The organism is Streptomyces sp. NPDC057623 (genome assembly GCF_042800355.1).
Taxonomy (GTDB): domain Bacteria; phylum Actinomycetota; class Actinomycetes; order Streptomycetales; family Streptomycetaceae; genus Streptomyces.
In genome coordinates this window covers 1-4,839 of record NZ_JBHVGZ010000156.1, presented here as the reverse complement: position 1 = coordinate 4,839, position 4,839 = coordinate 1, and the positions used below count along the sequence as shown (strand labels likewise).

Genomic DNA, 4,839 nt, shown 5'->3' with positions numbered 1-4,839 from the left:
GGGGAGATATCTGGCCGCCACTGGGGACGCCGAGTCGGCCATGAGTGCATGGAACATCTGGCCGCCACCGGGGCAAACAAATGGCCGTTGACACACCCGCCGTATGCCGGCGAACCCGCGCCCATGCTGCGGCTGGTCCCTACTTCCGGCAGGTATCCGCATGCTGCTGAGCCGCGAACTTTGCAGGGCCCAACCCCGTGATCAGGATCGGACGAGGACACCCTTCGCACCGGATGAACTCTCCGCGCCGGTCAGTCTCGATCCACAGATGCGAGCCCGCCGCCGTCCGCCACACGTCATGCCGCCCCATCTCGTAACTCCCCTTCCCTCTCATCCACCAGCCGCTGAAACTCGACCACCCTGGATGCCGGGAGGGCCGACGCCCCACGCAACCGCCGCGCGATCAGCCGCCCCGCTTCCAGGCGGAACCACACCACCGGGTCCCCGTGCGCACCCACATGCGCCACCGCCCGAACCAGCCGCACGTCCACGCCCAGCTCCGCCAGGACCGCGTTCAACTCGTCGGCAACTTCACTGGCTTCCCGCCAAGACGACACATAGTTCGTTCCGGGAACGAACACCGCATCCTCCGCACCGCCAAAGCCCCCGCCCGACGATGTCCCTTCCTCCATCGCACAACCCAATCCGGCCACGGCTGCACCGGTCACGGCAGCCGACAATCCTTGCCCGCTCGAACTCTCATCCAGCGCAGACCGGGCCGCGAGTCCACTCTCACCCAGTCCCCAAACAAACACTCTCCGTAAGAGAAGCAGACTCCCACCAGCCTTTAAGCGACCGAACAGTCTGTTCTGCTGTCCGCTTCGGAACCGCCGAGAGGCACCACGCGAGGGCCGCACCACTGGGCACTCACGCCGCCAGCGCCTCAGTGCACGCGCGCCGACGAGAGGTAGACGTGCGCCGACGACTACCGCAGCACGCCGCTTCACCATGGCGGAGCATGTCGCCCGCATCACTCCCCCTCCATAAAAAGTACCGTTCGGTCTGTTCTGGAGCGGCCAGTGTGGGGCCCTATCCTCAAGAGCGTCAAGCGGGACATTTCTGAAGCACTGTCAGGCATTCCGGACCCCACTCCTCGGTTCGCGAAGCCAGACCGAGGAAGGCCGAAGCAATTCCAATACAGCTGAAGGCACTTGACGCAGTCGGCGGTCAAGCCTGGATCTCCGCCCGGACAGCAACGCCCCCGCCCACACTTCAGACCGCCACAAGACTCACCCTTCGTCCACAACACCTTCACGCCTCCGGTCCTGCATTCTGCTTAGCCAGCAGCCGTCAGCCCGCCGGACAGGTTCAACCCTCGACGCATCGCTGAACCATCCCCGAGACCAATCACGTCCAGATCCAGAAACTCAGGCCTTGAAGGTGAGATCGAATGACCGAGCCCCAGAAACCGCGCCGCCGACAGTCCGAACGCGCCAAAACCACCAGACAACAAATCATCTCCGCAGCAGGACTCTTGTTCGAAGAGAAAGGATACGAAGGAGCCGCTATCAATGAAATCATCGAACTCGCGGGAACAAATAAGGGAGGCTTCTATTTCCATTTCCCAGGAGGCAGACATGACCTGGCAGTAGCCATCCTTAATTCGACACTAGCCATGGAAGGCCTACAGCCGCAGGAACTCAAGCTACAAGAAGTAGTAGACACCGGCTCGATTCTTGCTTACAGAATCACCAAAGAGGCGGACCTACGGGCAGCCCTGCGCCTGTCACTTCACAAGAATGCACGGGACATCTACGGAACGCCGTGGCCCGACTGGATCACGATCAACACCACTCAGCTGACCGAGGCCCAGCAGAGAGGCGAAGTACGAGCAGGAGTATCACCCACGGAACAGGCCTACCAAATCGCGGGCGCCTGGGCCGGCCTGGTAGTCGTCAGCGAGGCAATTGATGGCCACCTGAATAACGTTGAAGAAAGGGTGGCCCGGATGTACATGAACCTGTTGAGCACCATTGCACACCCCGGCACCCTGCCGGAAGTTGACTTCTCCATGGATCGTGGCCGCCGACTCTACACAGCCCACCTCGAACGGAAAAGTACGCCACCGCCCGACGCCACGGCATAAACTGCGATACTCGCAGACCATAAACACGAGGCAGCTCAAACCGCCACCGGCCCGAAACGCAGAATTCCATTCCCCGATGCAGCGCGCATGGGCCTGCAAAAACAAGCGGCCCCCTCTCCGCCGAAGCAGAGAAAGGGCCGCCCACTCACCTCACCATCCTGGGTGCCGGATCAGTAGAGGTACTCCTCAGTCACCCACCCGACATAGCCGCCGGGCAGACCGCCGGCCGAATCGGTCTGCAACATGACCAGGTCCCACCACTGCCCTCCACTGTCACGCGCAGAAGCGATGACCTGCACCGGTTCACCCTCGTATATCTGACCGAGGATCCCCGAGCCTGCACCAGGCCCCAGGCGCACCCGGAGCCCATCCACCGTCGCCGTGCGCACCGTCGCATAGTTCACGGACGAGGCAACCTCACCGCGACTCGACCCCGCCGGACCCGACGGAACCGCCGCCGACGCCGCCGACACACCCACCAGGCCGACGCCCGCCACCAGCGCACCCGACACAACCAGCGTTCGCAGAGCCTTACGCCCCATGATCAATTTCCCTTCGCTCGAAACAGCGTGAGCGGCCTGGTTCCACACCTCGGGAAGCCAGCCACTCATCCGAATGAGCCGCAAGCATCTAATGCGAACCCTAGGGAGGTCAACCACTTATCCGGATAAGCTTAGTCTCGGTGACCGAAGTGACAGGACCTGATGCCTTGTCAGTTCAAGTACTGACAGACAACGAGCGCTCGTACACGGCCTGCGCCGCACGATTGCGAAGGTGCGGTTTCAGCATCGCTTGCATGTTGCTGATCTTCTGATCTGCACTCCCCGACTGAACAAGTGGGTAGTCATCCAAGACCGTGTCCCACGTCGTGCACGCTTCTTCAAGACGCCCTAGCTCAAGCTCACGCTCGGCCAATAGTGAGTTGTAGCGGACGCTGACGCGTCGGTAGTGGCTGTGCCGCAGCCGGTTCGACTCCTTCAGAGACTCCACAGCACCCTTCTTGTCGCCAAGGGCGTAGCGCACTTGAGACACGTGGTATGCCAGGGATGAGGGCGCATAGCTCCCGAAGGCCTTTGCTCGGGACTCGGCCCGTTCCATGGCAACTTCGGCTTCCTTGATGAACTGCATGGCTTCGCCTCGGTAGCCGCTCCCGCTAGCCGCGTAGGCGTGCGCCTGCTGACCGGCAAGGAACGCCCGCATGCGCGGCCCCGCACTAGGTGATGCTGCCGCAGCAGCGTCAGCCAAGCGGACAGCCTGGTCACTGTGCCCCAGGTCCACGGCTTGAAGACTCATGCCCCGCAGGGTGGTGCAGAACGTCAGGTGGTCCTCTGCCGCACCTGCCAGCTCCAGCGCCTTCACGTAGTAACGCTGTGCCAGTCCTTGAAGCCCTTCGTCCACGGCCATGAAGCCCGTGAGGTACAGAAGATCTGATGTCGCCGAAAGAAGAGCCTTCCTGACGTCCTCAGGCGCGTCAGCCTGGAGATGCGGAACCACGGTGTTCACCAGGAAGGCAGCAGCCATGGGCCGGGCAGCACGCCCACCGAACTGGTCGTCGAGGTCGGAGACCTTCTCAGTCATGGCGGCGACCGCGTCCACCTCGCGGAATCCGATGCGCCGAGCCTTCCCGGACTGCACTGCACTGAGCCGGCCGACGACATCCGGCCAGTCAGGAATGGTGAGCGCGACCGAGAACAGCGCGGCACCGAGGACACCACGGCGGGACGGATCCATGTCTTGCCTCCCCAGCTCCATCAGCCCTTCCAAGGTATCTAGCCCGCCAGATGTTCCAGGAGCAGGAGACGGGAATCCGGCGTCCGCAGGCGTGATGGGACGGCGGAGCTTACGGGAGAGCGTTTCGAGGATGAGCGGCCGGACGACCGGTCGGGGGGTTGTGCCGCCAAGCCAATGGTTCACGGCGGAATCGTCGTAGCGCAGGGGCATGCCGGACTCAGTGCCGACACGGTTGACCGCTGTGGCGAACTGACGCTGGCTCCAGCCCGTTTCGGCATGTAACCGGCTCAGGGCTTCGTTCGGTGGGCGCTTGCTCATCGTGAACTCTCCTGCGCTTCCTGAACTTTCAGGGCTTTCAAGTCCGCACGTCGTGGTCACCGTACCGCTCACGGTGTTCGTGCGGTTGCGTAGAGGCAGGGAGTTCAACCCAGGGAATGACCACAGATCTGATGACGGAGTGCCCATGTTGCTGGTGGACGAGGAGGCCCCTCCCTGGGGCCGGGTACGGACCGGCTACCAGGTTCAGGCCTCCGCTCATTACCCCGACGGGCGGTCGGTGTCTCTCGGAAGTACAGCAGCCACGACACCGCGCTTAACCATCCGTTGGTTGCGAAGGCGCACCAGCGCTGTGGCGGACCAGTTGGACCCGCCCTTCGCACGCCCTCTCCGAGCCTGGCTCAGCGACGACACCGAACGGGAACGAGCTCTGGAACGTCTCGCCCGTGGCGAGCGGTATGAAGTCCAGGCCCAGGACGACGGGGGAGTTGCATACGTTCTTGCTGCTTGGCCCGTCGCCGTAGACCTGAGCGCCTATCTCGCCCTCTGGCAAGCGGAGGGGACAGCATGGCAACCCCGGTAGGCCAGACGCTGACCGAGCCTGGATTTTGGTTCGAGCGGATCAGGTACACCTCACCGGCCGACAACACCGGGTTGCGTCCAGAGAAGTGGTGTACGGGTTCGACCTGATCCGGGGGTTTGCTCCGGCATCGGGATGGTGCCCGCATAGTTGAACGGCCACCGGC

General features: G+C 63.0%; 4 protein-coding genes. 1 reads left to right on the top strand and 3 read right to left on the bottom strand.

Features of this window, described 5'->3' with window-relative positions; translation table 11 throughout:
* Window positions 1-296: 296 nt before the first annotated feature.
* The gene (locus ACFU95_RS50690; protein ID WP_383844644.1) at window positions 297-668 is read right to left on the bottom strand and encodes a hypothetical protein; all 372 of its coding nucleotides are present in this window, start codon (window positions 666-668) and stop codon (window positions 297-299) included.
* A gap of 722 nt (window positions 669-1,390) precedes the next feature.
* Here ACFU95_RS50690 and ACFU95_RS50685 point away from each other — a divergent pair.
* The gene (locus ACFU95_RS50685) at window positions 1,391-2,086 is read left to right on the top strand and encodes a TetR family transcriptional regulator (protein ID WP_383844641.1); all 696 of its coding nucleotides are present in this window, start codon (window positions 1,391-1,393) and stop codon (window positions 2,084-2,086) included.
* A gap of 170 nt (window positions 2,087-2,256) precedes the next feature.
* Here the strand turns inward: ACFU95_RS50685 and ACFU95_RS50680 are convergent, their stop codons facing one another.
* The gene (locus tag ACFU95_RS50680; RefSeq protein WP_383844638.1) at window positions 2,257-2,697 is read right to left on the bottom strand and encodes an SH3 domain-containing protein; all 441 of its coding nucleotides are present in this window, start codon (window positions 2,695-2,697) and stop codon (window positions 2,257-2,259) included.
* Between the two features lie 106 nt (window positions 2,698-2,803).
* The gene (locus ACFU95_RS50675) at window positions 2,804-4,135 is read right to left on the bottom strand and encodes a tol-pal system YbgF family protein (protein WP_383844637.1); all 1,332 of its coding nucleotides are present in this window, start codon (window positions 4,133-4,135) and stop codon (window positions 2,804-2,806) included.
* Between the last annotated feature and the right edge of the window lie 704 nt (window positions 4,136-4,839).